The organism is Caproicibacterium sp. BJN0003, assembly GCF_026314295.1.
Lineage (GTDB): Bacteria > Bacillota > Clostridia > Oscillospirales > Acutalibacteraceae > Caproicibacterium.
The window spans coordinates 728,061-754,970 of record NZ_CP111108.1 but is presented as its reverse complement, the minus strand read 5'-3'; the positions used below and the strand labels follow the sequence as shown (position 1 = coordinate 754,970).

The window sequence follows — 26,910 nt, the reverse complement described above, 5'->3', positions numbered from 1 at the left end:
GGATTGTGGTACAGGCTCTTATTCGGGAGGTGATCTTATGGCTCGTCCTGCTAAGGACGGGATTGATTATTTTCCTCTTGATGTTGATTTTCTCCAAGATGATAAAATCCGGCTGATCAAAGCCGAATTCGGATCAAAAGGGATCCTGATTGTGATCTCTCTATTGTGCGATATTTATCGCACGACTGGATATTACAAAGTGTGGGACAAAGATTCCTGCCTCCTCATGGCTGACGCTGTCGGTTGTGGGATCGTCCCCGAGAACATAACGCAGGTGGTGCAAGGGTGTCTGCGACGTTCCATTTTCAATAATGGGGTTTTTCAGATGTTCGGCATTTTGACATCGGCGGGTATCCAGCGCAGGTACATACGTGCAGTATCTACCCGTGAAGAAATACAGATCATAAAAGAATACTGGTTACTGGATTCATCTGATAAAAAAGACGTTCCAACCAGCATTCTTAATAAGGTTACCTTTAAAACTGTAAATTCAGAGAAAACCACCGTTAATTTAGAAAATAATGCAGTTGATTTGCAAATTAATCCCCAAAGTAAAGGAAAGGAGAGTAAAGGAGAGAAGAGTATAGAACAGATAGGTTCAACCGCAAAAGCGGTTTCACCCGCCTCTCCTCCATTCATCTCTCTTATTCTTCGTGATAATTCCGAATATCAGGTTACTGAACGTCAGATTGAGGAATGGAAAGCGTTATATCCAGCAGTCGATATCGAACAGGAATTTCGGAAAATGAAAGGCTGGTGTGATACCAACCCAAGCCGCAGAAAAGCGAAAAGCGGGATCAAAAAGTTTATTAATTCATGGCTTTCGAGATCACAGGGTCAGAAGGAAATCCCACAGCCCCAAAACAGAATAAAAAATGATTGGGACGAATATTTTAAAAACAGTATGAAGGAAATGACCCATGATTTACCATAACGATCCGGCAGAAACTGGGCTGCTGTTGGAACACAATCCATATGGGTTTCGGGTTAATATCAACCACCCGGCCGTTCTGCCGCTATATAAGCGTTACAAACGCTGGAAGGGGATTGCAGACTGGTGTCCCCTCTCTGACAGCGAACGGCTGGATTTTGAAAAATACATACTGCCAAAATTGGAGGTTATGAAAAATGAGTCTTGATTACCATACACTCCCCGTTGAAAGACTTCAGCACCGCATTGATAGTCTCAAAGAAGCGCTCAATTTTAATCGACAACTTGGGAAAAAGGAATCGGTATCCGCTGCAAATTCAGAAATTGAAATCATTCAGGCCGAACTCCTTCGGCGCAAAAAAGAAATGCAAAACGGGAGAAATGTTTTTCCATGAGAATTGACGACTTAAGTCAACTTGGCCCGGCTGTCCGTGCCGAACTGGAACGTCAAATAAAAGAACGACAAAGGCAAAATCAGCAAAAAGAGCACTGCAAACCGAAACGATCCGATGAATTTGACAGTCAGCTGGAACGCAACTTTTACATAACTGATCTTCTGCCGAAAATCCTAAGTGGACAGATCATCGACATAGAGTTACACAAAAGTTTTGAGTTGCTTCCGAAAAGCGAGTACTGCGGTCTAAAATTGCCCTCAGCGCGTTATACTCCTGACTTTCTCATAACTTACCGCAACGGGACCATAGAAGCCATAGAAACGAAATCAAAGGCCATACGAAAGCTCCAAAGAGATTACATATACCGCCGAAGGTTATTCATCGAAAAATACTGCCGTCCAAATGGATGGGCTTTCCGAGAAATTATTGTAGATTAACAAATTTTCAAAGGGCCTATTATTCTTTCAATGAAAAATGGGCAGTACATAGACGGCCCGGAAATTGTAGAAGTTTGGATTTCGAATTTATAAAACATATTTCCACAATTGCAATTTACAAAGCAAGAATATAATTATGACCACTTCGAATTAAATCATTATATGTAAATTGGTTGGATATACCTGCGATAGATCCAATTTGCAGCTTGTATGGGGCATATTTCTTTGGAATTTCAGAATCGTTTTCAAAACTTTCTCCTTTAATTTCACAATTTACTAGATCACATTTAAGTCGCATTTGAACACGAAATTCCTTTTGATGTTGAAATATTGGATATTTAAATAAGCAAACAGCATTGTATAAATTATGTTCAAGTAGCCATTCATCTCGTGCTTTACACTTATCATATTTTACAACGCCAGAATAGGCAAACAAATTTTGTTTTAATAACGCATCATTAATTTTTTCTAGAAATTGTGGTGCTTGAATTATAATAGCACTGATTTTTGTAATATCATTGTCTTGCCCACAGAAATCCATTAATAACTGATCAGAGAATGTTATATGATTTCTGACTATATCTGTGTCATATACAATGTACATACAATAAATTGGACGGTTAGAATTTACACCCATGCAATTAAAGACGCGAGTATCGTTTCCATCTGTCTGATATTTTTTTTTCAAAGTTTGCTCTGTATGCCAGTGATGTTCTGCAGCTTGCATAAATAATTCCCCATCTATAAGACGGTCACACCATAGCTTGCTATCATAAAATTTAACGAAGTATTTGATATGCTCAATATCTTCTTTCTTTGCTATTTGTAAATTTGAAAACTTATTTTGGATTGTGTTCATGTTTTCACACCTTAATCTGTTGTATTTTATTTATTATACCATATAAAATTAGGAGGAATGTTTTGAATGGAACCAATGACGCCAGATCAGATCAAGAAACTTTTGCAGAAATATTACGACATTCCTCAAATGATTGATGAAGAATTGGCTACGATCCGGCACTGCCAGGAAGAGCGCGGAAAGTTTTCTCTTTCCTCCCCTATCCTCTCTGGGTTACCGACCGGAAAAGGCAGCACCAGCGACCAGACTGCAAACGCAGCCACGCGGGACAACACCGTCTATTTTGACCGGCAGATTGAATCGTGTCAAAAGCGCATTGCCCGTCTGCAGGAGCAGCAGGACTGGTGTCGAGTGGCATTAGGGACATTGGGACTAACAGAAAGACGCATCTTAGGACTGGCTTATTTAGGCCCTAAAGATCCAGATGCACGAAAAATGTGGACACGCCGGCCGCCGTGGAAGGAAATTGCTGATAAAGTCGGATACAGTGAAAGTCAGACTTACGATATTACTAGAAAAATCATTCAAGAACTATCGGATCTATCTCCTCAAGAGGTATTCAGCTGGAGCAGTCGCTAAAAAGCCGGAGTTTTCCGGAGTAAATCGGAGTAAACCGGAGCTTTCCGGAGCGCACCGGAGAAAAATGTGTGCTAACATATAATTACGGAATTTCGCAGAGAGGGGCTTTTAAAAGAAGCTCCTTTTTCTATACCGTTTTTAGTGCAGGCCATGCGGGTCTCTGACAAAAAGGAGATTACACATGGAAAACTATATCAATCATATTTTTAACGAAGACTGCATCGCCGGAATGCACCGGCTGCCCGATCACAGTGTAGACATGGTCCTCACAGATCTCCCGTATGGAATCACGGGGTGTCGCTGGGACAGCCTTTTACCGTTTGATCAGCTATGGGAACAGTATCTCAGAGTCATCAAAGATCACGGCGCAATTTGTTTAACCGGATGCCAGCCTTTCACCACGCAGCTTATCAGCAGTCAACCAAAACTTTTCCGATATTGCTGGTACTGGTACAAAAATCAACCGACCGGATTCGCCAACGCAAAAAGAATGCCCCTGCGGTGTATTGAAGAAGTGTGCGTATTTTACAAGCACCTCCCCACTTACAATCCACAGGGACTAATCATTTTGGACAAACCAGTCAAAAGAAATGGAAAAAAGGTTCCTTCCCATGGGGACTCTGTTTATCGTATGGACAACAGCCTATCCCATGACACAGAAACCTGCTTCGTACATTATCCGCGTCAGCTATTGGAAATCAAATGTGAGCGCGGTTTACATCCAACCCAAAAGCCGGTAGCGCTATTTGACTACCTGATTAGGACTTACACGAACCCGGGAGATTTAGTGCTGGACAGCTGCTGCGGCAGCGGAACCACCGCGGTCGCGTGCAAACAATCCGGGCGAAATTATGTGTGCTGGGAATTTGACCGGCAGTATTATCAAACAGCTATAAACCGATTACAAGACAAATAGTCTTTTTCCTACCCCCTAAAGCACCTAGTCAATAAGCTGGGTGCTTTTACTTTACAAATTCTGCAACCAATTTTGTTGCATTATGTAGAAATATAGGACTTCTCTTTACTTTTTGAATAATTGAAAATATTATGAAAAGAAAAAGGGAGAAATGAAAATGTACGCTTGGGAAGTGCAGAAGGCAATAATAAGAAGCAAAAACTCACAGGATGAGATAGTGACTGACGAATTTCAAATTGATCACAGAAATTTACAGTGGCTTATTTTGCATGACAAGCTTGAAAGTAATGAGAAAACGAAAAGTTTTCATTTTGACGGGCGATTTGATAATAAATTCTACGTAAGAGATTTCTTTGAAGAAGATGAACATAACCCAGCAAAATATCAGTTAGAAATTTATTTTTACAGTGCCTCTGAATCATATAGGATTTTGATAACAAACGCAAAAATTACAGTAATTTTAGATCCCGAATCCGGTAACCCTGGAAAATATGCTGGTGAAATTCAACTTTATCCTGCTACCAAAATCATTAAACTTGATTTAAATAAACAGGATGGAAAGATTTAAGTAAAGATTCAATCTCAAATATCTGCTCAGGACGACCTTCGGGCCGTCTTTTTTATACCTATTTTTAAGGAGGTGGCACCATGCTGCCATGTGATCATTGTCCGCAGAACAACACTATAAAGACCGGGTGTCCAGCGTGTGCCCTCCCCTATTGTCCGCTGGATCCGCATCACCGGATCGACCTAGATAAACAAATACGTAATCTTGAATGCCTTCCCCATCGCTCCATTCAACAGGAAGCTGATCTTCGCCGGCTACGAGCACAATGGGCTACTGACTTGATGTTGATTGGTCAGCGTCCTCCGGGTGGTGGTCCTGAATGAAATCTGTTGGACGTCCTAGAAAGTATAAAAATTCTGATGAAATGCAGGAAGCAATCGATCAGTATTTCGATAAATGCGAAGGAAATCCATTGTTGGATGATGATGGGAAAGCTGTACTGAATAAGTGGGGACACCCTATCATTTTAGATAGAAGGCCCCCCACTGTAACAGGTTTAGCGCTTGCCTTAGGATTCAATTCCAGGCAGGCGCTTCTTAATTACCAGGCAAGGAGTAAAGCATTTAATGACACGCTTACGCGCGCAAAGTCCAGATGCGAAGAATACGCGGAAGCAAGGCTCTACGATAAAGATGGAAGCAATGGCGCAAAGTTCAGTCTTGCAAACAATTTTAAGGGCTGGTCTGAACATCCTGAAGCACAGCAGTCTGCCGTTGTCGTCGAAGATGATCCAATTACAAAATCACTGAAGGAGGAGTTCGAGAAAAAATGAGTTTTTCTGAAAAGCAAAAGCAAATTCTCACTTTCCCTTACTCTGAATATTCTGCGCTTATTTGTGATGGCGCTGTTCGTGCCGGCAAGACCTGCGTAATGTCTTTATCATTTGTCCTTTGGGCAATGGGCAGCTTTAACGGACAAAATTTTGGAATCTGCGGCAAAACCGTCGTTTCGGCAGAACGCAACATTATCCGCCCACTAATGGGAATTCGCTATCTACAGCAGCAATTCAAAATTCACTTTGCGAATCATGTGCTTACTGTTTCGCGTGGAAATAAAAGCAACCACTTTTATATTTTCGGAGGAAAAGACGAATCCAGCTATCAGCTGATTCAAGGCATTACCTTAGCCGGAGTGCTGCTGGATGAAGTGGCCTTAATGCCGGAATCGTTCGTTAATCAGGCGCTTGCCCGCTGCAGTGTGGACGGTTCAAAATACTGGTTCAACTGTAACCCGGAAGGGCCACAGCACTGGTTTTATAAAGAATGGGTCTGTCAGCCGGAAAAGCACAACGCCCTGCACCTGCATTTTCTGCTTGACGATAATCCGTCGCTAAGTGAAGCAAAGAAGCAGGAATACTACGGCAATTATACCGGCGTCTTTTATGACCGTTATATTCTCGGCCTGTGGGTTGTTGCCGAAGGTAGAGTTTATCCTATGTTCACTGATAGTCCAGACTCTTTTATTCGGCACGGATCACTCGCCGGTATGGATGGACAGTGGTTTGTCAGTATCGATTATGGTACTCTCAATCCCTGCAGTATGGGACTGTGGTGCGTGCAGGATCACAAAGCTACCCGAGTAAAAGAATGGTACCATGACGGGCGCAAAGAAGGGCAGTGGACAGATGAGGAATACTACGAAGCTCTCGAAAAACTGGCCGCTGGGTATTACATACGAAAAGTTATTGTTGATCCTTCGGCTGCATCATTTCTTGAATGCATCCGGAGGCATCGAAAGTTCAGCGTTTGGGCTGCAGATAACGACGTTCTTGACGGTATCAGAGTTACTTCTTCCCTGCTCCATGCAGGCATGCTGCAGTTTCACGAATCCTGCAAAGATATTATCCGGGAATTTGGACTGTACCGATGGGATGAAAAGCAAAATTCTGATACAGTTATCAAAGAAAACGATCACGCCATGGATGATATGCGGTACTTCTGCTATACCGTTTTAGCACGTGAGTTCCGTTGGGCTGACTGGAAAGCGAGGTGATTTATAATGTTCAAAAAGCTATTAAAATGGATTAGATCAATGCTCAATCAGATATTTGATCAAAATACCGAGCAAGACGTGATGATGTCTGAAAAGATGAGTGCAGCCATTGATCTTTGGGCGCGAATGTATGAAGATGGTGGTCCGTGGTGCAATGCAAAGACAGGACTGCACAGCTGCAAATTGCCCGTCATTATCTCTTCTGAATTTGCCAGGCTGGTTACGTTGGAGATGGAAGTTGATATAACCGGATCCCCGCGTGCAGACTTTCTGCAAGAGCAGATCAAAAACTTTCTAATTGATATCCGCACTTATATAGAATTTGGATGCGCCCTGGGTGGCATTGTATTTAAACCATATGTGAGTAATAACCAGATTGTGATTGATTCAGTGCAGGGAGACGACTTCTTTCCTACCTCATTTGACACTTCTGGGAAAATGACCGGCTGTGTATTTGTTGAGCAAATCAAGCGTAAAAACAATATTTTCACTCGTGCAGAGCATCATGAATACTCAAACGGAACCTATACAATTCAAAACCGAGCATTCGAAAGTCATTCTTCCGAATCCATCGGAACACCTATTGCCCTGTCCGATGTGCCGGAATGGGCGCAGCTTACCCCGGATATGCAGATTAAAGAGATTGATCGTCCTCTGTTTGCCTATTTCCGAGTACCACAGGCAAACCGGCAGGACAGGCATTCCCCGCTTGGAACTTCGGTCTTTGCAGACGCAGTGGAGACAATACGGGATTTTGACGCGCAATACGGCCGATATCTCTGGGAGTTTAAAGGCGGCGAACTGGCTATTGATGTAGCAGATGATTTACTGCAGACCCAATCAGACGGCAGCATTAAAATGCCGGAACGCGATAAACGCTTGTATCGCGGACACAGTGTTCGTGCACAGGATCAGTCATTCTATGAAATCTTTGCACCTCAACTGCGAGACGAAAGTCTTGCGCGCGGCATGAATACCATGCTCAAGCAGATTGAAATGCAGTGTGGGCTTGCCTATGGAACTCTATCTGATCCACAGGATGTTGCTAAAACCGCAACAGAAATTCAGGCATCAAAGCAGCGCAGTTTCTCTACCGTGCGGGATATTCAGAAGTCCCTGCAAAGTGCTCTGGACGATCTTATTTATTCCATGGATAAACTTGCGACGCTGTATCAATTAGCGCCGCAGGGAAGTTACCAGACTGCCTATGATTGGGATGACAGTATCGTCAACGATCCACAGCAGCGAAAGCAAATGTACTGGCAGTATGTTACCGCTGGGAAATTCCCGTTCTGGCGTTATTTGGTTGAGTTTGAGCACTATACCGAAAAGGATGCCAAAGAGATTGCAAATGAAGCTGCCAGCAATTTAAGTAATCCGTTTGATTTTAAACAACAGTCTGGTGATAACAATGCTGCCACCTGAGTATCTTGAACACGCCGCAGATGATATTGTTGATCTGTACAGTCAGCTTGATCAGCTCATCATACGCGATATTGTACGGCGCATCATGAAAACCAGGCGCATTACAGATACAGCGGCCTGGCAGATTGATAGAGTGCAGAACTCCGGCCTTCTTTACAATGAGGTAATCGCCGAAGTTTCAAAATTCAGCGGAGCTTCAGAATCACAAGTCCGCGCGTTATTTCAGGACTTCGGAGTGGAGGCTGTCAACTATGATCGTACCATTTACACAGCAGCCGGTCTTTCTCCTCCTCCGCTTGCCATGTCACCCGCAGCACAACAGGTTTTGAATGCTGGTCTGGTAAAGACAAGCGGATATTTGCAGAACCTAACTCAGACGACCGCCAGCGGCGCACAGCAAGCTTATATCCATGCCGCAACGATTGCAGAAATGCAGGTTGACAGCGGGGCTTTTGATTATACGACAGCGATTCGCAATGCAGTACGTTCTGCTATTGACGGCGGAAACTGGATCACGTATCCTACCGGCCATCATGACCGTTTGGATGTTGCAACCCGCCGCGCTGTAATGACCGGCGTCAATCAAACATCGGCACAGATAAGTCTTGCTTATGCCGATGACATGGGCTGTGATCTCGTGGAAACAACAGCGCATATCGGCGCACGCCCGGAACATGCTGTCTGGCAGGGCAAAGTATTCAGCCGATCGGGAAACAATCGGAAATACCCTGACTTTGTGGAAAACACACGGTATGGATATGGGGACGGCCTTTGCGGTTGGAACTGCCGGCACAACTTTTACCCATATTTTGAAGGAATATCGGAATCCGCTTATCCAAAGCAAAAGTTGGATGAATACAAGAACAAGACCGTCGAATATCAAGGCGTTAAAATGAGCTATTACGATGCTACCCAACGACAGCGAGCAATGGAACGCGCTGTTCGTGACAGCAAGCGGCAGGCAGCCGGATATGATGAGGCGGTAAAATCCGCAAAAGACGAAGCCACTGCAAAAGCCATGAAGCAGGAGTTTAACTCTGCAGCAATAAAGCTTAAACAGCAGGAATCGATCCTGAAAGATTTTACGCAGAAGACGGGACTTGAGCGCCAGCGAAACCTGGAACAGGTTCTCGGATTTAGTCACAGTCAATCCAGTAAGGCCGTTTGGGTCAATAAAAAAGTTGATATTCAGCGGCAAAAGGATATAATAAAAGAGGAGATTCGTACCGCTGGGAACCTTCCCAAGACCGCAAAAATCCATTTAATACCGAAGCCGATTAATACTGGTTCTCTTTCCTTTGATGATAAGCATATTAATTTGCAACGTAAACATGATGTTACAAGGGAACAGGCTATCCAATGGGTACATGATGCTAAAATATCGGTTACGGTGTGGGGTGGGAAATATGAACGCTATTATGGCGTTGATGGAACCACTTATGTTAACGCTCTCGAATCACTAATTCGTACCGCGTATTCTGCGAAACAATATGATGATAATACAAAAGCAATTTTGGAGGTGATTTTGAAAAATGGCTTATAACGGTGATGTGGAATATATACCGGATGAAAACGGGATAGCCGAAAAGGTAAAATGCCCTCTCGTCGATGATTGGATTGAGGATATTGACTGCATGGAAAATCAGGAAGTCATCGAATCAGCTATTCCCGCCAAGTATAAGAGAAAGCCCAATTGGAAGGATATCTGCAAAAAGTGTCCGTTCCGCGATTATTAAACCGCCCGGCGTATTGCTCGGCGGTATTTTTATGCCTAATTTTAGAAACAGGCAGCCTTTTTGAGGGCTGCTTTTTTCATACCTTTAATCTTTGGACAATCTGCAGCCCTAATAAAGCAGAGCATGAAAGCAATAATCGAGTGCCAGCAACCACTTAAAACGCCTAGTTATTGCTTTTATGAGGAAAGGACAAATTATGAAAACAGAAGAACTCACGTCTATTGGTTTAACTGATGAACAGGCTTCTCAAGTAATGGTTCTGCATGGAAAAGATATCACGAAACTGCAGAATTCCGTCGGCACACTCACAACTGAGCGTGATAACTACAAAACGCAGCTGGATACTGCCAACGGAAAATTGACCGGTTATGATCCGGAGTGGAAAACAAAGTCCGACACGGCCGCAGAAAACGCTCAAAAACAGGTTGATGCTCTAAAGTTCGACTATGCTTTGAACGATGCGCTAAAATCGGCAAAAGCCAAGGACGTAACCGGAGTAAAAGCACACCTTAAAACAGATGCGCTGAAACTCGACGGCGATACGATTCTCGGACTTAAAGAGCAACTTGATAATGTCAAAAATGATTATGGCTTTCTTTTTGAGTCTGATGAAAAGCCACCGCAATTTTCAGCACGCACTCCCGGTCCCAATACCGGGACACTCACAGATCATGAAAAAGCAAATGCCGCCCTGCGAGAAGCTCTGGGCGGCGGAAAGGAATAACATATGATTACAAGAGAACAGGCTTCTGCATTAATTCAGGAGCAGCTTACACAAACTATTTTTCAGGACGTTCCAAAACAGTCCTCGGTGCTACCGCTTATGCGCAAAATGCCGAACATGACCAGCAAGCAGACTAAAATTCCAGTTCTCGATATGCTGCCTATGGCATATTGGGTTAATGGAGACAACGGTTTTAAACAGACGAGCATGCAGGCATGGGACAATGTTTACATGACTGCCGCAGAACTGGCCGTCATTGTTCCTATCCCGGAGGCAGTCCTCGACGATTCCAGTTACGACATCATGGGAGAAGTCACCCCACGTGTCAATGAAGCTATGGGACTGCGGATTGATCAGGCAATCGCTTTCGGCATTAACCGTCCGGACGAATGGCAGACCGATATTATCACCCGCGCACGCAATGCTGGGAATAACGTTTCCGGTGGTATTACATACGACACTCTACTCGGAACCGGCGGTCTGATTTCCAAAGTTGAAGATACCGGACATATGGTCAATGGAATTATTGCTTCCGTCAAGACTCGTTCTGCTCTGCGCGGAATCAAAGACACAAATGGACATCCGCTGTTTATGAGCGACATGAAAGCGGCAACTCCTTATACGCTGGACGGCACACCAATTTCTTTCCCTGTAAACGGGAGTTTTGATAATTCCGTTGCGCTCATGGTCGCCGGCGACTGGTCTCAGGCCGTTTACGCAATGCGGCAGGACATCACTGTTAAAATTCTTGACCAGGGCGTTATCCAGGATCCTGTCACAAAAGAAATTGTCTATAACCTTGCGCAGCAGGACATGATCGCCCTGCGTGTGGTGATGCGTCTCGGCTGGGCTCTGCCAAATTATGCAACCCGCTTGGACAGCGATCGTCTCGCCGTACCGTTCGCTTACATGGAGCCGTCTACTGCTTTTACGGATCAAAAAGTAACTTTAACGGTTAAGGACAACGCAGGAACGCCTGCCGCTGTTTCCGGTGCCACTGTGGATGTAGACGGTGCGCGCGCAAAGACAGATAGCAACGGCACAGCAATTTACAATCTCCGCGCCGGCACTTATCCTGTAACGGTCAAGAAGTCCGGATACCGCACTGTAAGTGATACCATCACAGTCGCGGGTATGGCTGTTACAAAAGATATTACACTGCCTGCAAACGCCTAATTTTAAGGAGGAAAATACATGTATGCAGATTTTGCTTACTATCAGGGGACCTACCACGGTTCCCTCGTATCGGAAGCCGATTGGCCAGTTATTGAGAGAGAGGCCGAAGGGTACGTTAACCTACTAACTTACTGGCGGTTAAAGTGGAACCATACGGAAGATATTCCCGATGAAGTGAAACTGGCAGTGTGCGCTGTCGCCGATGTCGTACTGAATGAACATGCAGCAGCTAAAAAGGTCACATCGCATGAGGATATCAAATCATACAGCAACGACGGCTACAGCGAAGCCTATGAATCCATGCAAGTTGTTAAAAGCCAGTATGCAGTGCAGAAAGAGGATGCAGTAAATCTGTACCTTCCTCTTTCCCACCCTCTGCGCTATGCGGGGGCGGACTGATATGCAGATGGCAAATGAAGATATCACGATCTACAACAAATGGTATAATCGTGAAACCCGACTCGACGAATGGATTCGCACACAGATTTCCGGGGTCTCTTGGCGTTCTGGCCAGGCCGTAACCGTTGGGGACAAAGGATTGTTTTCTGCAAACACTTATACCGTTCGTATTCCGGTCTCTTCCAGTCCCTGTGACGCTGAATTCATTCTTCCGGAAAATTACTCAGCAAAACAAAAGTCCTCCCTACCGGGATTCTGGACGATTCAAAACGGTGACATCGTTGTGAAGGGGCTGGTCGATGATGAAATCAAAAAGGCATCCGACATCACACAAAAATACAGCAATGTTTTTGTCGTAACAGGGTGGAAGGATAATCGTCGCGGTCCCCTTTCTGCGCAGCACTGGAGGATTGACGGAAAATGAGCAATCCTAATCTGGTCGTATCAACTCCACGCGGTGAGATTGTTACTGTCACCACCAAGTCGGGAAAAGTTACTGCAAAGCTGACATGGTCTGCTGACTTTGGATCCAAAAAGACGAATGATTTCAGCCGTGCACAGAAATTTCTCGACAGCGAGATTTTACGCACCACTACCCCATTCGTTCCTATACGATCCGGCGCTTTAAGGAAATCCGGACAACTTGGAACTGTTATCGGGTCCGGAGATGTGATTTGGAACGCACCATACGCAAGAAAGCAGTATTACAACACTGCCACATCCCGCGTTTATGACGCGCAATGCGGTGCAAAGTGGTTTGAACGATCAAAGATACAGAACAAATCCGCTTGGATAAGAGGCGTCAAAAAGATTGCAGGAGGTGGATAATGACAATTATCGAAAGCCTATACCAATATTTTAAAGCGTGTCCTCTTCTCGGAGACAACAAAATCAACATCGATTACCTGCCGGAAAAAAACCGTGAATATACAATTGACACCATCACGGGTGATCCAGTAATCAGAAAGTATATTAGAGGTCCGGCACTTAAACAGTATTTATTTGCCTTTGGCAGCCGGGAAGCGTATGGACCAGATGCCCTTCAGAATCTTTCCAACAGCGGATTTTACGAGCAATTTGCCAAATGGCTGGACACGCAGACCAAAATAAAGAATTTTCCTAGCATGGAAAATCAAAAGCCGATACGAATCGAAGCACAGTCAAGCGGTTATCTGTTTAATTCAGATGCCGAAATGGCACGCTACCAGATTCAGTGTCGGCTTATTTATTACGAAAATTAAAAAGGAGGAATTATTTTGAAACTTTCCGAATTAATGAAGGACGTTACTCCAAAGTCCGATTATGAAGGTTTCGTCGGAAACGATGATTTTGTACTGGCAATCGACACTGCTGCATCCGGTGCCACAGAAAGTGCAGTGGGCGATTTTTCGGTTGTACAGATCGGAGTCAACAAGGCAGAAGGATCTGTAGATTCCGAAACAAAGGACAATACCTACATCAGAACCGGCAAAATGACAACCAAAACCGGTGCGCAGCGCAAATTCTCTGTTGAGGGTGCACGCTATTCAGGAGATGCTTTTCAGGACTTTTGCCTGTCTCACGCAATCCAGTTTGGACGCGGCGCCGCAGTCGTACGGTCGTACGTGTATTTCAACATGTTAACCGGTAAAGGTGAAAAAGGAAAAGTAACTATCATCCCATCCGATACGCAGACGGGAGATGCCGGAGAAAATGCAACGTTTAAGGTGGAAATGACTTCTACAGAAGCCCCGGTCGAATACACTTACACGGCCCCTACAGGATCTTAAAAATAATTTTATTTGGAGGAATCAACTATGGCAGAGTTTGAAATTAACGGAGTAAAGCTGGATTTGGATTTTATGGATGCAGATGATGCTGAAAAAGCTGAAACCGAGATTCTGAATGCAAAATCAATTATGGATAATGTTAACGGAGAAGGAATCAAAGACTCAGAAGCAATTCGAAAAATCTGCTCGATTGTCTCAATCTGTTTTGATAATATTTTTGGAGTTGGAACAGGCGATCAAGTGCTCCTCGGAAAAAAGAACCTCAAAATTGCAATGGACGCAATTGTTGGTCTTGTTGAAGAAAAACAGAAGCAAGAGTCCGGATTGATGTCTAAATATCAGAAATATAGTCCGAACCGGCTTGAACGCCGTCATCCGTCTAAAAAATGAATCTCTTAATTGATGAATTGCCTAATGAAATCGATGGAGTCCCAATTCGGACAAACTTCTCCGCCATGGTGCTGTTTGAACTTATGCTTGCTGATTCTAGTATCCCGAATGAAAATAAAATCGCACTTGCGTTAAATTACCTATACAAGAAGCCCGTCTCTGACCTCAAAAAGGCCGTTGACGGGCTTCTTTGGTATTACTCCTGCGGTCATCCACCAAAGGAAAGCAATTCCGAATTCTCCGGGGGAACGTCGTTAAAGCGGGCATATGATTTTGAAGTTGATGCCCCTATGATCTACGCCGCATTTATGCAGGTCTATGCGATTGATTTAAACAGTGCAAATCTACATTGGTGGAAATTCTGTGCGCTCTTTCAGGCATTACCGGAAGACTGCAGGATTTCAAAGATCATGGGATATCGAACAATGGACTGCTCAAAGCTCAAAGGCGAAGAAAAGAAATTTTATGAAGAGCAGCAAAGCAAATACCAATTAACACCTTTAGGCATCGAAAAATTATCCCTTACAGCAGCTGAAAAAATGGCTAAGGATCGTGTAAAAGCAAGATTTGCAGAAGCTGAGAAATGGAAAAACAAACGTGAGGAGGTGAAACATCATGGCCTATGATGGCTCAGTAAATATTGACTCAAAAATTGACAGTTCCGGATTTTCGAAAGGACTCTCTAAACTCGGGGGGATTGCAAAATCATCCTTAGGAGCTGTTACCGGAATTCTTGGCGGTGCAGCCACAGCGCTAACCGGAGCTGCTATAGCCGGCGTTAAGTACAACGCCCAAATGGAACAGTATAACACCAGCTTTACGACGATGCTGGGCAGTGCGGAAAAATCCAGTGCTATGGTTGCAGACCTTAAAAAGTTCGCGGCTGATACGCCATTCGAATTTCCTGATCTCGCAAAAGGCGCGCAAACGTTACTCGCATTTGGAACTTCTGCAGATGATGTAATGCCAAATTTAAAAATGCTGGGTGATATTTCTCAGGGTGATAAAACAAAATTTGACGGACTAACCTTGGCTTTCGCTCAAATTTCCAGTGCCGGAAAACTTTCCGGTCAAGATCTGCTGCAGTGCGTTAACGTCGGATTTAACCCATTGCGTGAGATTTCCAAAAAGACCGGCGAAAGCATGACCGATCTTAAAAAGCGTATGGAGGATGGAAAGATTTCTGCGCAGGAGGTTGCAGAAGCTTTCCAGTCAGCTACCAGTGAAGGTGGAGAATTCTATGGTGCGATGGAGGCGCAAAGCAAGACCTTTAACGGTCAGCTCTCCAACTTGAAAGATAGTGTCCATTCATTTCTTGGAGAACTTACAAAGGGTCTTCAGGACTCATTGAAAGACACCGCCCTCCCGATGGTGAACGGTTGGATGGAACAGCTTCAAAAAGCATTCTCTGCCGGAGGCGTTCAGGGTGTTGTTTCTGCATTCGGAAATGTACTTTCGCAGGCAGTCACAGCGATAGCAGCACAAGCGCCACAAATGATAGATTTAGCGGTGTCGTTAATTCAGACACTGGTTCAGGGACTTTCAGACAACGCACCGCAGATTGCTAATTCTGCTTTTGCCATTATTTCGGCTCTCGCAACAGGGATTCTTAACCTACTCCCCGATATCGGAAACTTAGCATTAAAGTTGATTTTATCCCTTGCACAGTCTTTATCGGATCATGCTGATCAAGTCGTATCTGGAGCAACACAGCTCATTACATCATTAGTTAATGGTTTGATACAGGCTGCCCCTGAACTAGCAAAGGCAGCTGCCAGTCTGGCAAGTTCTTTCTTTGATGCTCTAAATAAACAGCACCCTGTAGGAACTCCTCTCGTCGGCGCTGTTGTCGCAGCTATCGGCGCTTTTAAAGGCTTTTCTGGAATCGTAAATAATTTTGACACCGCAACAAAGGCAATTAAAAAGTTTTCAGATGCGGGTGGACTGCTGCATAAATTATCTGCTCCGTTAAAAACAGCAGGAACAGATTTTAAAACTTTAGGAGGTGTAGCAAAGACCTTCGGCTCCGGAATCAAGGACAAATTTGAAACAGTTCAAATAGCCGGGATGCTGATGGGAGATCAGTTAAAGTCTCTTGGTCCAAAGATTTCTACTGTCTTTAGTGGAATTGGATCCGGGATTTCAAACGTATTCACTACTATTGCACAAAACCCAATTCCTGCAATCATCATCGCAATTGTAGCCGGAATTATTTATCTCTGGAACACCAACGAAGGATTCCGAGAATCTGTTACCAACGTTTGGAATGCAATCTGCGGGTTTTTCACCAACACGATCCCCGCTGCATGGAATACCCTTGTAGCGTTTTTCAGTGGGATTCCTGCCTGGTGGAATGGACTATGGACTCAGGTTGGACAATTCTTCTCCGATTGCTGGAATGGAATCATTCAATTTTTTACTACCACAATTCCCGCGTGGATTGCTTTCATCGGCGCATGGTTCGCACAGCTTCCTTATAATATAGGGTTTGCTATCGGACAAATTATCGGATTTTTCATTAATATGGGCGTTTCCATTTGGAACTGGATTACCGTAACACTCCCGCAGATTATTATGGGGATCGTTCAATGGTTCGCGCAGCTTCCAGGGCAAATCTGGACATGGCTATGCAATGCAGTTGCTTATGTGCAGCAATGGGGATCAAATACCTATAACGCTGCTGTGAATGCCGCGTCTTCCGCTATTTCAGCAGTGATTGACTGGTTCTGTCAGTTACCGGGAAACATCTGGAATTTCTTATGCAACGCTATTTCTTGTATTGGAGAATGGGGTTCTCAAACCCTATCGGAGGCAACCAGTTGGGCATCTCAAACAATCAGCAGCATTGGAGACTGGTTCTCCCAGCTCCCGGGAAATATTTGGAACTGGTTATGTCAAGTGATTTCCGATATTGGAAGCTGGGGATCCTCACTAATCAGCCAAGGCGCAGACGCCGCTCAGGGTTTGTTTGATGCAGTTGTCAACACTGTTCAGCAAATACCGGGAAAAATGCTTTCTATTGGCGAAGATATTGTGCATGGAATCTGGAATGGCATCTCGGGCGCTGTTGGATGGTTAGGAGATAAAATATCCGGGTTTGGAAACGGAATTGTTGATGGAATTAAATCCGTATTGCATATCGGATCCCCGTCTCGTGTCATGCAGGACGAAGTCGGCGCATGGCTGCCGCCTGGTATCGCAAACGGCTTTCAAAAAGCTATGCCAAAAGCTGCAGAATCCATGCAAAAGCAGTTAACTGGGATGACGTCTCGGTTGCAGGCGGCTGTATCAATATCCCACAATGTTATGAGAAGTCAAGTTGCTTCAAATGCCGGAACCCCTTATCAAGTTATAGAAGGCAGAAGCCATGAACCTTACAACGTTGGAGGCGACACCTTTAATTTCTATGAACCGGTTGAAACTCCGCAGGCTCACGCCAGAGCCGTAAAACGCGCAAAGAGGGAACTAGCATATGACTGATATATTAACGCTAACTCTAAAATCAAACAATAAAACGCTCGTACTGGGGGACGACACAAAGTACAGGGTGATATCCATAGAAGGTATTGAGGCAGGAGATATTACCTTAAATATGAAAGCAAACGCTCAGTATGATGGAAGCCAGGTGATTGGATATCGGGTGGAACCTCGTGTAATTACGATTGAGGCAGATTATCCATCAGATGATAGTACCGAAGATGTACGTCATATGTTGGAAGACTTTTTCGTTGTACAGCATCCTGGAAATCTGACTATAAATTTTATGGGAACCATTCGTCACATTGCTTATCGCATAACTTCTTTTAAGGACAAACGGCAAACTCTTTTTGAGTCTTTGAAATTTATGGTAGAACTTACCTGCCCCAACCCCTATTTTATCGGGGATGAGTTTTCAGACAATATCGCCGGGAAAGTGCCGATGCTTTTGACGCCGTTTTCGATTTTCAAAGGAGCAAATCTTACTTTGGCATACCGCAAATACAACAATGAACTAACTGTCATAAATCCCGGCGCTGTATCAACCGGACTCGAAATAGAATTTATCGCAACAAACGTCGTAAAGAACCCACGAATAGACAATCTGACCACTGGGGAATTTTTGCGGGTAATTGTAAACATGAAAGCCGGAGATCATTTAATCGTTACGACCGAACACGGAAATAAACGCATTGAATTAAACGGGGTCAACATCAGTCAGAAAAAAGACCGCACCAGTACCTTCTTTCAGATTTTGGAAGGAGAAAATACACTTTCTTATACTGCGGATGATGGGTATACCAATTTAGAGGTATATCCCCGCTGGTCTGCAAAATACTTGGGGGTGTAAAGATTGCTTGATCTAATTATCTTAAATGCTGATTTTGCAGAGCTCGGTGCCCTTGATGATTTCTCTTCTTTAATCTGGGACCGCAAATATTATGAAACGGGAAATTTTGAGCTTCACTGTTCTCCAAAATATTTTCCGCTATTTATGGGAGCTGAATACATCTGGTCTAAGGGACTGGTGGAAACCGGGATCATTCAAGACGTGTCCTACGATAAAGAGAAACACGACACCATTGTAAAAGGTCATTTCTTAGAGGATATCCTTTGCGGCCGTTTAATTACCGACATCGTCACAGGTACCAAGACGCCGGAAGTTTGGGCGCGGGAATGGATCACAAACTACTGCATCACCCCGGCTGACAGCAAACGAAAAATAGCCAAGCTGTCTCTTGGGACAATGCACGGCCTCGGAACACCGGTACCGGTACAGACACGAGGGGACGATCTGCCTTCAAAAATCAGGGAAATTGCAACACCGCAGGAATGCGGATTCCGGATTCTGTATGATTATCCTCATGACCAAATGTACGCCGAAATATGGCAGGGGCTTGACCGCACAGAAAATCAAACCGTTCACTCGCTCGCAGTGTTCTCGGACGAAGAGGAAACATCTTCCCTATCCACTTATACCCGCAGTGCCGGAGATTACCGTAACTTTGCATATGTCGCTGGTGAAGGTGAAGATGCTGACCGTATTATCGTGACTGTTGACCAGACAAATGGGAACCCGAGAAAAGAACTCTGGGTTGATGCGCGCGATTTACAGCGGGAAAAAGATGATACCGATACCACATACCAAGCAAAACTCATTCAGAGAGGAAAAGAAAAGCTCGCCCAATATCCGATTGCGGAATCTGCTGATTTCTCGGTGCTGACTTCCAACACTCTGATTTACCGTGAAGATTATGACTTAGGTGATCTCGGAACAGTGATTGATCAGGAAACCGGGATTAAATATACTGCCCGAGTGGAAGAGATCGAAGAAGTCTGGGAGAACGGCTCTCATACCGTTACCCCCACACTTGGAAAATCTCCGTCCACCATACTGGGAAAAGTCAAACGCGAGGTAAACGAAGTCGGCAAAAGTGCTGAAACGCCACAACTTTCACCAGTTGCGCGTTCCGGAGAATATTCAGACTTAAAAGGAATTCCCACAGGCTATTTAACGAAAGCAGACTTATTAACATATGTTTTTCCAGTCGGTACTTATTATATTTCCTTTAAAAATGTGAGTCCTGCCTCTTTTTTAGGGGGCACATGGATGCGGCAAGAAGATGTTTTTCTTTACGGTTCAACTCAAGATGAAATGAAAAATGGAACATATTACGGCGGCAGCAAAACAAAAACCATCTTGCAAGACAATCTACCCAATGTAGGACTCTATACGCACGGATATTATACAGTCGACAATAATCACGATGGCAGCACCGTACAAGTACGAGCCAGAGATTATCTTGTAAACGATCCAACTGATTGGATTGGAGCTTTAGGCGGAGGTGGAAAAGCAATGGATATTATGCCTCCATATGTTGGTGTTCATATGTGGAAACGGTTGTCTTAAAAGGAGAATAAAAGTTATGAAAATTTTAGATCAGCATGGCAATGAAATTCTAAATCCGGATCTTACGAAAGGCCATCTGGAATTAGATAAGCTGACAATCCACCATGACGCCGTGACGGCTGTTGCAGAGCAGTCGCATATTGAAGTTATAAAAGAATATGAAAACGGCGGCAAAGATGTAGAAAAAGTTGTTGACGTACCAGGAATATTGGGCTGCGACGCTTATGACACGTACGAGGATATAGAGCGCTATATCCCCTATACCGCTGCAGAGCTTTCCGCCATCGAAAAGCAAAAAAGCACGCCGACTATTCCTGATCGACTGGCGGCGGTAGAAGAATTACTGTTGTCCCAGATGATTGGAGGTAATGCGTAATGATGAGTGCGAGCGCCAATTTTTTAATGCTTCAGTATAAACTAGGGCGCGTTACCGTCGATCAGATTCACTCTCTTATTGGGAAAAATCTGACACAGGCGGAAGCCGATGAAATTACAGGGGGTGAAAAATAATGGCACTAAAATACGGAATCTTTCCCGGTATTAAAACAGGACAAACAACAGACGGACTTCCAATCTCCGACCGTGCTGTTGACGATCAATACTTCGCACGGTATCATTCCATGTTCCTTTCGAACGGTGTTTATGGAAAGACATCTGATAATTTTCAGGTAGTCGCCGGGGACGGCTTAGTTGTGACATTAAAGCCGGGAGATATTTTTATCAACGGCTGGTATGCATATGATTTGGGAAGCAGCACTTTAACCGTCCCAACCCCCGATGCTACGACGATATACCGCATTGTAGCACAGCTGGATCAAATAGACCGGGATATTCATTTCGAAGTGAAGGCCGGATCTAACGGGGCTGCCCCCGCTTTAGAGCGAACGTCAGACATATATGAACTTTGCCTCGCTGAAATCAGTCTTTCCAGAGGAGTTACAAATATCACGCAGTCCAATATTCGGGACACCAGGCTGGATACAAATCTCTGCGGCCTTGTAACAGGGGTCATCAATCAGGTAAAAACAGACACTTTACTCTCTCAGATGGAATCATGGTTTGCTGACAAAAAGACAGCAAACGAAGCAGATTTCAAACACTGGTACGATACATTTACCGCACAGTCGGAAAGTAATTTTAACACCTGGTTTGCAGGGATTAAAAACACACTTGGCAGCGATACGGCAGGGCATTTACTGAATTTGATCAACGCCATATCAGACAGCAAAGGCCATGCAAACGGAATCGCCGGACTTAACAGTGATGGTGTTGTCCCTCCGGAGCAAGGTGGCACCGGGCAGAAATCACTTTCCGCTTTTCGGACTGCGGCCGGATTGGGAAATACAACCGGTCCGCTGCCAATCGCAAACGGCGGTCACGGATGCAATAACCGTGTAGATGGTCTGCACGCGATGGGCATTAACTGGGGAACTTCGGCAGCACCTGCTACTGCAGCCGCCAACAGCTTTTATATTCAACTATTATGATTGGAAGTGATTTAGGTGGCTGAATGGTATGGCGGCAATAGTGACTACAGCTATTCCTGGGGCAGCAGCACAACCCAAGCATACTTATCCGCATCCGTCGAAATTATCAGTGAAACCGTTGCCCGGGTACATGTACATGCATCCACTGCCTGTATCAATGGCGGGATGAGTGAATATGGTGTCCATACGCAGTGCGGCGTTGAGAGCTACAGCGCAGACGGAGAAGGGATTTACAGTGGAAACGGAAACTGGGTTGGGCAAGTGGAAGGCTCCTGGGACTTTAGCCGAAATGACAGTGATTATGATGTTACCGTATTCGGGAAATACTGGGGCGATACGGTCAACGGATACGGCCCTGCCGGCAACAACGGCGAGGTTTATGGAACTCTTACAATTCCCGCACGACCTTATTATCCTGCCGGTGTCCCGTCCGCCAAAGTATCTAAAACACAAGTTCCGATTGGGATGGCGATCACGTTATCGTGGACAAAATCCAGCACGCAGGGCAATGCAAACTTTGACCATTTTGAGGTTACTGACGGACTCGGCGCGCGGCTGTATGTTGGATCCGGAACAAGTATCCAGACGGTGCCAAGCAAAATACTTGACCAGTACGGTAAAGACAATTACTACAAGCGGATATTAGAAGCCAATAAGAATTTTAAAAAAGGCTGGGTGTATTACGCTGTCTGGGAAGTTCACGAGTGGTACGGATCTTATCCATCCTCCCCCATTTGCTGGATTGGCGTGGAGGTTAAATCAGGCGTGATCACGGTGTACGACTCAGCCGGGAAAAAACACGTTGGACTCGTAACTGCCTATGACGGCAGCGGAAAGCCCCACTTTGTCTTGATCTCAGCTTACGATGCAAGCGGGAAAAGGCACGATACACAATAAGGAGGATGAAAATCATGGATACCAAAGTCGTTATTTATACTGACGACCTCTATAAAGAGGCTGAAAAAGAAATTGATCACCAGGAAGCTGAAAAAGGAGATGCAGAATAATGGATATCATACAAATGCTTTGCCCGCCCGAAAAATATGGGATCAAATGCCCCTACCCCATGGCTCCAACCCGCATCGTAATCCATAATACATATAACGACGCATCCGCACGCAACGAGATCGCTTACATGATTGGCAACAACAACGAATGCTCTTTCCACTATGCAGTTGACGACCAGGAAGTTGTGCAGGGAATTCCTGAAAACCGGAATGCCTGGCATGCAGGCGACGGAAACGGCCCCGGAAACCGTCAGGGAATCGCGATTGAAATTTGCTACAGTTTATCCGGTGGAGAACGTTTTGACGTCGCAGAGCGCAGCGGTGCGCAGCTGGCGGCTATGCTCCTCAATAAGTATGGCTGGGGCATTGATCGGCTCACAAAACACCAGGATTATATGGACAAGTATTGCCCCCATCGGACACTTGACCGCGGCTGGGGACGATTTGTAGAAATGGTGCAGTCCTATATGTCAGGAAATACTCCGTCTGATATTGTCAGTGCTGCCAGCTCCCCCATTGATAATACGGGAAAAGTCAGTGCTGCCTATCGTGTGCGCACTAAAGAGGACGGCTGGCTCAGTGAAATTTGGGACGACAACGACTTTGGCGGTGTGCGGGGGCACAAGATTACAGACGTTGCAATCGGTGTAACCCAGGGAGCCATCCGGTACCGTGTCCATGTATGCGGCAGTGACTGGCTGCCGTGGGTAACTGGATACGACATCAATGACGACAACAACGGATATGCAGGCAACGGCCAAGAGATCGACGCTATCGAGGTATATTATTACTCCCCTGCCGGCATGTGCCCGCTCCGCTGCGCCCATTACAAGGTCAGTCCAAATTTGCAGTCCTGGTATGAAGAACAAATCGACGACAATACCGGAGACGGTATGGACGGATTTTCCGGGAAGTACGGCAATACAATCGACCGTTTCCAGATGACGGTCGCATAAAAAGAGGAGAGAAAAAATAAAATGGATACATTAACAAAAACGAAGGCGGTATTTACTGCCGTCGTGGGAGTGTTGGCGTCCTGGCTTGGAGAACTTGCCGTGCCGATGCTGGTACTGGTCATTTGCAATTTGATTGATTATGTCACCGGATTAGCGGCAGCTTCAAGGCGCGGCCAAAAGATTAGCAGCTATCGAGGGATTCAAGGAATTTCAAAAAAAGTTTGCATGTGGCTGCTGGTGGCGGTCGGTGCCGTGCTTGACTGGCTTCTTGTTTATGCAGGTGACAAACTAGGCATGACCATTCATCTTCCGATGCTGATTGCATCCCTAGTAGCTGTTTGGTTGATCTGCAACGAGTTAATTAGCATCCTAGAGAACATTGGAGATATTGGAGTACCGCTCCCTGGATTTTTAGGGCGGCTGGTGTCCATGCTAAAAAGCAAGGTCGATTCTCAGGTGCCGGATGATGCCAGCAATCAAAAATAATATAGATAAGTAAAGCGATCCCCCAGCTATCCTTTTCATTAGGACGACTGGGGGATTTTTTTGTTAATACGTCTAATTGCTCCATTTCAATTATGTTGAATCATGACGAATTTTTGTATAAAGTGTTCCATTTTATGGTATTTAAGAGTATTATTAACGCAATAAAGGCATTTTCGTTATAATAATTATGGGTTGCTTAAAAATGATTTCAAACATAAAGGTACATTCTTAACCAGATAAAACTTTTATTGTTTTAGTCCTGGAAGTGTTGATTCCCTGAAGTTATACTTTATGAATACAACCCCTCGATTTTTGGCACTGAAATGTTTAAATAATATGGTTTCAAATGCAGATATACGACAATATAAATTAATTAGGAGGAACAAATAGTGAAAAAGAAAATTGATAAGATTACAATGAACAAAATCTTAAAAATTAAAGAGTCTATATCGAATACCCCCAATACCATTCCTAATGAATTAAAAATAATTTATAATTTCAAAGGTCGTAAATCTCCAAATATAGCACATAATATATTATCTGCGATTATTGATAACAATAAAGGCATAACTGTATTCGATCCATTTTATGGATCTGGCTCTTTTGTACTAGCCGCACAGGGCATAGCCGATAAAGTTATTGGTACTGAAATAGATAACTATACATTTAATGCAACAAACACTTTAATTGAAGATATTAATATGCCTAAACTATCTCTTCTTTTTGAAGATGTTTCAAATAAAGTGCGTGCAAAGGTAATGGATTTATATGAAACAGAGTGTTGTGGTGTAAAAAATTATATATCAAAATTACTATTTGATCCAGATGATGGTGAGGAAGGTCTATATAGCCCTTTAAAAAATCGAGAAAATGAAAACGGTAATAATGTAAAACTAATCAAAAAGTGTCCAGTTTGCAAAAAAAAGGCAAAGAAATTTGAACTCTTTGATCTTAAAAAAATCAAATCTGTTGAAAAGATAGACGTATCAAAATTTCCTAATGACTGTTATATAGAAAACAGCCGAATTAATATAACTCGTTCTACGGGTGCTGATAAATATGGCAGAATCTTTACTCATAGAAACAAAGTGGCTTTGATTATGATTCAAGAGACAATTAATAAGGAACCGGCTTGTAAAGAGCGAGATGTTTTGGAACAACTATTTGTTGCATCTATTGCACTCTCCCGAATTGCTATGTATGGTTCGAGCACTGACATTCTTTATCATGTTGTTGGTCATAAAGCACAAGATATGAATGTGTGGCTCTTGTTTGAAAAAAAATATAATAATTATTGCACTTTTAAAACACATCAAGCCAGTAATAAAAAAGGTGCTATTAAAACAACAAATGAATTATACAATCAAGATTATGCTACTTTTATTGAAACACATCCAGCGTTAAATGTTGACATTATTTATACCGATTTCCCATATACAGATCAAGTTCCATATCTTGAGAGAAATCAACTATTTCGTATTTGGTTATATAGATTTTATGATAGCCAATCGTATCAACTTACAAAAGATATGTTAGATAAAGAAATAGTTTTGACTAATGCACCTTCACGTAAGAATAAAGGAACTTTGGACTCATATTATACAGATATAGATAATATGTTTTTTCACTTTAACACCGTATTGAAGTCAAATGGACTAGTGTTTCTAACGCTAAAGTTAGGCAAAGAAAAGTATTTTAAAACCTATATTGAAATCATTAATCTTGCAAGAAAGAATGGTTTTGAATATGCATATCAAGTTAGTGTAGAGAAAAGTGATCCCACATTACGCAAACAATCAGCGTTTCTTAATACTTTGATTAATGAAATGATCGTTGTTTTTGTAAAACTTCCGAAAGAAAAGTGTTATTGGTATATAGACTCAGAAAATTATGAATTTCAACTAATTAAAAAAGTTTATTCGTCTCTTGTACATTCAACAGACTCGGTTACGCTATCAAATGCTGTTTTATTAGTCTGCAATGATATGAAGTTAAAATATCGAATAATTGCCAGTAACAAAGATAAGGACCGAATAGTTGATATAATCAAAGAAAACTTTGTTGTTGATAATGGCTTTGTACAAATAGATAACAATCAGTTATATTTAGAGATTGAAGATGAAACAGATCTCTTTACAAAGCTCTATGACTTAATTCCAATCTATATTCATTGTCTGTTGCGAGATAAAGGTAGATTTGTACTTGAAGATATTTATTTTGAATTAGTCAATTCTCTTTGTGATGGTAATCCAAAGACTATAACTCAATTACTTGATGATAAAAATCATCAAAAAGAAATAGAACGCTTGATTTTAAATTACTGTAAGAGAAGTGGCCAATACTATATTGAAAAAAAAGATATTACCAAGCCAAGCGAAAATGCTATTGATATCTCTACTTTATCTGGATCTGATTTTGAAGTACTTACTAAACGTTTACTTCGTGCAGATGGTTATGATGACGTAATTGTGATTGGTGGTGCTGGAGACCTGGGTGTTGATCTTATCGCATCTAAATCGATCTCAGGTAAAAAACATCATTATATTTTCCAATGTAAAAGATGGGCTTCCAATGTTGGTTCAACACCGATTCAACGTTTATATGCTGAAAGATGTAGAAGACAATATGATAAATCCATTTGTATTACTACATCAGGATATACTGAAGATGGTCGAAATGCTGCACGTGATTTTGAAGTTGATATAATTGATGGAAATGCTTTTATGAAAAAACTTGACCAATATTTCCCAGGTGAGTATTACAACGGATTGTCCAAATTGTAGTAACACAA

The 26,910-nt window shown here is 43.4% G+C and carries 32 protein-coding genes; 31 read left to right on the top strand and 1 reads right to left on the bottom strand.

Annotated features, from left to right (window positions below):
- The first annotated feature begins 37 nt into the window (after window positions 1–37).
- The 4 genes from OP489_RS03690 to OP489_RS03675 are packed head-to-tail and all read left to right on the top strand — an operon-like array spanning window position 38 to window position 1,763.
- The gene (locus tag OP489_RS03690) at window positions 38–934 is read left to right on the top strand and encodes a DUF4373 domain-containing protein (protein ID WP_266163009.1); all 897 of its coding nucleotides are present in this window, start codon (window positions 38–40) and stop codon (window positions 932–934) included.
- A complete protein-coding gene (locus tag OP489_RS03685) occupies window positions 921–1,139 on the top strand; it encodes a hypothetical protein (RefSeq protein ID WP_266163008.1) in 219 nt (72 codons plus the stop codon). The genes OP489_RS03690 and OP489_RS03685 overlap by 14 nt, the downstream gene beginning before the upstream one ends.
- Window positions 1,129–1,326, top strand: a complete 198-nt coding sequence (locus OP489_RS03680) for a hypothetical protein (RefSeq protein ID WP_266162756.1) — start codon at window positions 1,129–1,131, stop codon at window positions 1,324–1,326. Before OP489_RS03685 ends, OP489_RS03680 begins: the two co-directional genes overlap by 11 nt.
- On the top strand, window positions 1,323–1,763 hold the full coding sequence (locus tag OP489_RS03675) for a DUF1064 domain-containing protein (protein WP_180340468.1): 441 nt from the start codon (window positions 1,323–1,325) through the stop codon (window positions 1,761–1,763). The genes OP489_RS03680 and OP489_RS03675 overlap by 4 nt, the downstream gene beginning before the upstream one ends.
- 115 nt (window positions 1,764–1,878) lie before the next feature.
- Here the strand turns inward: OP489_RS03675 and OP489_RS03670 are convergent, their stop codons facing one another.
- Window positions 1,879–2,622, bottom strand: coding sequence for a hypothetical protein (locus tag OP489_RS03670; protein ID WP_266163007.1), 744 nt, complete (start codon window positions 2,620–2,622; stop codon window positions 1,879–1,881).
- A 66-nt stretch (window positions 2,623–2,688) separates the two neighbouring features.
- Between OP489_RS03670 and OP489_RS03665 the strand changes: the two genes are divergently transcribed.
- The 27 genes from OP489_RS03665 to OP489_RS03535 all read left to right on the top strand — a co-directional run bounded on the left by OP489_RS03665 (window position 2,689) and on the right by OP489_RS03535 (window position 26,902).
- Entirely contained in the window at window positions 2,689–3,201 is a 513-nt protein-coding gene (locus OP489_RS03665; protein ID WP_266163006.1) for a hypothetical protein, read from the top strand.
- A gap of 181 nt (window positions 3,202–3,382) precedes the next feature.
- Window positions 3,383–4,117, top strand: coding sequence for a DNA-methyltransferase (locus OP489_RS03660; RefSeq protein WP_266163005.1), 735 nt, complete (start codon window positions 3,383–3,385; stop codon window positions 4,115–4,117).
- 157 nt (window positions 4,118–4,274) lie between these two features.
- Window positions 4,275–4,685 (top strand): hypothetical protein, encoded by a 411-nt coding sequence (locus OP489_RS03655; protein ID WP_266163004.1) that lies wholly within the window; start codon window positions 4,275–4,277, stop codon window positions 4,683–4,685.
- Window positions 4,686–5,004: 319 nt separating this feature from the next.
- Complete coding sequence (locus tag OP489_RS03650; RefSeq protein ID WP_266163003.1) at window positions 5,005–5,457, top strand: terminase small subunit; 453 nt, start codon at window positions 5,005–5,007, stop codon at window positions 5,455–5,457.
- Entirely contained in the window at window positions 5,454–6,677 is a 1,224-nt protein-coding gene (locus OP489_RS03645) for a PBSX family phage terminase large subunit (protein WP_266163002.1), read from the top strand. The genes OP489_RS03650 and OP489_RS03645 overlap by 4 nt, the downstream gene beginning before the upstream one ends.
- 39 nt (window positions 6,678–6,716) lie before the next feature.
- Window positions 6,717–8,102 (top strand): capsid protein, encoded by a 1,386-nt coding sequence (locus OP489_RS03640; protein WP_266163001.1) that lies wholly within the window; start codon window positions 6,717–6,719, stop codon window positions 8,100–8,102.
- On the top strand, window positions 8,089–9,645 hold the full coding sequence (locus OP489_RS03635; protein WP_266163000.1) for a phage minor capsid protein: 1,557 nt from the start codon (window positions 8,089–8,091) through the stop codon (window positions 9,643–9,645). Before OP489_RS03640 ends, OP489_RS03635 begins: the two co-directional genes overlap by 14 nt.
- Window positions 9,635–9,838: a hypothetical protein gene (locus OP489_RS03630; protein WP_266162999.1), complete on the top strand. Its 204-nt coding sequence runs from the start codon at window positions 9,635–9,637 to the stop codon at window positions 9,836–9,838. Before OP489_RS03635 ends, OP489_RS03630 begins: the two co-directional genes overlap by 11 nt.
- A 196-nt stretch (window positions 9,839–10,034) precedes the next feature.
- Window positions 10,035–10,562, top strand: a complete 528-nt coding sequence (locus OP489_RS03625) for a phage scaffolding protein (protein ID WP_266162998.1) — start codon at window positions 10,035–10,037, stop codon at window positions 10,560–10,562.
- A gap of 3 nt (window positions 10,563–10,565) precedes the next feature.
- Window positions 10,566–11,738: a phage major capsid protein gene (locus tag OP489_RS03620; RefSeq protein WP_266162997.1), complete on the top strand. Its 1,173-nt coding sequence runs from the start codon at window positions 10,566–10,568 to the stop codon at window positions 11,736–11,738.
- 18 nt (window positions 11,739–11,756) lie between these two features.
- The gene (locus OP489_RS03615; RefSeq protein WP_266162996.1) at window positions 11,757–12,137 is read left to right on the top strand and encodes a hypothetical protein; all 381 of its coding nucleotides are present in this window, start codon (window positions 11,757–11,759) and stop codon (window positions 12,135–12,137) included.
- 1 nt (window position 12,138) lies between these two features.
- Window positions 12,139–12,561, top strand: coding sequence for a DUF6751 family protein (locus OP489_RS03610; RefSeq protein WP_266162995.1), 423 nt, complete (start codon window positions 12,139–12,141; stop codon window positions 12,559–12,561).
- Entirely contained in the window at window positions 12,558–12,965 is a 408-nt protein-coding gene (locus OP489_RS03605; RefSeq protein WP_266162994.1) for a minor capsid protein, read from the top strand. The genes OP489_RS03610 and OP489_RS03605 overlap by 4 nt, the downstream gene beginning before the upstream one ends.
- On the top strand, window positions 12,965–13,378 hold the full coding sequence (locus tag OP489_RS03600) for a hypothetical protein (protein WP_266162993.1): 414 nt from the start codon (window positions 12,965–12,967) through the stop codon (window positions 13,376–13,378). The genes OP489_RS03605 and OP489_RS03600 overlap by 1 nt, the downstream gene beginning before the upstream one ends.
- Window positions 13,379–13,393: 15 nt before the next feature.
- Window positions 13,394–13,906, top strand: a complete 513-nt coding sequence (locus OP489_RS03595) for a phage tail tube protein (protein WP_266162992.1) — start codon at window positions 13,394–13,396, stop codon at window positions 13,904–13,906.
- Between the two features lie 27 nt (window positions 13,907–13,933).
- Entirely contained in the window at window positions 13,934–14,296 is a 363-nt protein-coding gene (locus OP489_RS03590) for a DUF6673 family protein (RefSeq protein ID WP_266162991.1), read from the top strand.
- Window positions 14,293–14,922, top strand: coding sequence for a bacteriophage Gp15 family protein (locus OP489_RS03585; RefSeq protein ID WP_266162990.1), 630 nt, complete (start codon window positions 14,293–14,295; stop codon window positions 14,920–14,922). Before OP489_RS03590 ends, OP489_RS03585 begins: the two co-directional genes overlap by 4 nt.
- On the top strand, window positions 14,912–17,776 hold the full coding sequence (locus tag OP489_RS03580) for a tape measure protein (protein WP_266162989.1): 2,865 nt from the start codon (window positions 14,912–14,914) through the stop codon (window positions 17,774–17,776). The genes OP489_RS03585 and OP489_RS03580 overlap by 11 nt, the downstream gene beginning before the upstream one ends.
- Window positions 17,777–17,888: 112 nt before the next feature.
- Window positions 17,889–18,623 carry a phage distal tail protein gene (locus OP489_RS03575; RefSeq protein WP_323135417.1) on the top strand — a complete coding sequence of 245 codons (735 nt, stop codon included), beginning with the start codon at window positions 17,889–17,891 and terminating at the stop codon, window positions 18,621–18,623.
- 3 nt (window positions 18,624–18,626) lie between these two features.
- Complete coding sequence (locus OP489_RS03570) at window positions 18,627–20,183, top strand: siphovirus ReqiPepy6 Gp37-like family protein (RefSeq protein WP_266162987.1); 1,557 nt, start codon at window positions 18,627–18,629, stop codon at window positions 20,181–20,183.
- A gap of 16 nt (window positions 20,184–20,199) precedes the next feature.
- Window positions 20,200–20,559 (top strand): hypothetical protein, encoded by a 360-nt coding sequence (locus OP489_RS03565; protein ID WP_266162986.1) that lies wholly within the window; start codon window positions 20,200–20,202, stop codon window positions 20,557–20,559.
- Window positions 20,559–20,693: a hypothetical protein gene (locus tag OP489_RS03560; protein WP_266162731.1), complete on the top strand. Its 135-nt coding sequence runs from the start codon at window positions 20,559–20,561 to the stop codon at window positions 20,691–20,693. Before OP489_RS03565 ends, OP489_RS03560 begins: the two co-directional genes overlap by 1 nt.
- On the top strand, window positions 20,693–21,670 hold the full coding sequence (locus OP489_RS03555; protein WP_266162985.1) for a hypothetical protein: 978 nt from the start codon (window positions 20,693–20,695) through the stop codon (window positions 21,668–21,670). The genes OP489_RS03560 and OP489_RS03555 overlap by 1 nt, the downstream gene beginning before the upstream one ends.
- A 15-nt stretch (window positions 21,671–21,685) precedes the next feature.
- Window positions 21,686–22,567, top strand: a complete 882-nt coding sequence (locus OP489_RS03550; RefSeq protein ID WP_266162984.1) for a hypothetical protein — start codon at window positions 21,686–21,688, stop codon at window positions 22,565–22,567.
- Window positions 22,568–22,676: 109 nt separating this feature from the next.
- Entirely contained in the window at window positions 22,677–23,633 is a 957-nt protein-coding gene (locus OP489_RS12305) for an N-acetylmuramoyl-L-alanine amidase family protein (protein WP_323135416.1), read from the top strand.
- 21 nt (window positions 23,634–23,654) lie between these two features.
- Window positions 23,655–24,119 carry a phage holin family protein gene (locus OP489_RS03540; RefSeq protein ID WP_266162983.1) on the top strand — a complete coding sequence of 155 codons (465 nt, stop codon included), beginning with the start codon at window positions 23,655–23,657 and terminating at the stop codon, window positions 24,117–24,119.
- A 389-nt stretch (window positions 24,120–24,508) separates the two neighbouring features.
- Window positions 24,509–26,902, top strand: a complete 2,394-nt coding sequence (locus OP489_RS03535) for a restriction endonuclease (RefSeq protein WP_266162982.1) — start codon at window positions 24,509–24,511, stop codon at window positions 26,900–26,902.
- The last annotated feature ends 8 nt before the right edge of the window (window positions 26,903–26,910 follow it).